Origin of the sequence: Kribbia dieselivorans NBRC 106261, assembly GCF_001552435.1 — a bacterium.
Taxonomy (GTDB): Bacteria; Actinomycetota; Actinomycetes; order Actinomycetales; family Dermatophilaceae; genus Kribbia; species Kribbia dieselivorans.
This window is the reverse complement of sequence record NZ_BCRE01000180.1, coordinates 1-632: the sequence shown is the minus strand read 5'-3', so window position 1 is coordinate 632 and position 632 is coordinate 1. Positions and strand designations below refer to the sequence as shown.

1 protein-coding gene is annotated in these 632 nt (G+C 71.8%); it reads right to left on the bottom strand.

Translation table 11 applies throughout. From position 1 onward, the window contains the following. Nucleotides 1-632 (bottom strand): M17 family metallopeptidase (locus KD1_RS13550; protein WP_217995894.1); only part of this gene is annotated, 632 nt, incomplete at both ends.

Here is a 632-nt window from a genome sequence, read left to right as displayed (position 1 = left end):
CTCGTGCGCCCGCCGTAGTGGGTCACGACGTCATCGGGGCGGTAGGAGGCCTCACCGAACGTGTTCTCCGCCAACGGCATCAACGCGGTGACGCGAACCGGCAGGTTCAACTCGGCCACGGCCGCGATCGTCGCGAGCACGATCGCCGAGCCCGACATGTCGGTGCGCATGGCGACCATGCTGTCGGCCGGTTTGACGTTCAGACCCCCGCTGTCGAACGTGATGCCCTTGCCGACGAGGACGATGTGCTCCTCACTCGTGACCGACTCGGGGGTCCAGGTGAGGGTGACGAGTCGCGGCGGACGCGACGACCCGCCGCCCACGGCCACGAGACCACCGAAACCCTCGGCGGCCAGCGCGGCTTCGTCGCGGACCTGAATACCCAACCCGCGAGCGCGGGCCACGGCCGCCGCGCGGTCAACCATGAACTGCGGGTCCTTGTGGTTGCTCGGGGCGTTGGCGAGGTTGCGGGCCACGGCCGTGGCGGTGGCCCGCACGACGGCGGCCGTCACGACATCGGCCAGGCCGGCGCTGAGGTGGTCACCGGCGAGGATGACCGTGTCGGCGGCGCCGGACGAGACGTCGACGCCACCGGCGGTCCACCGCGCGGGCCGGTGGGCGCCGAGCACGAG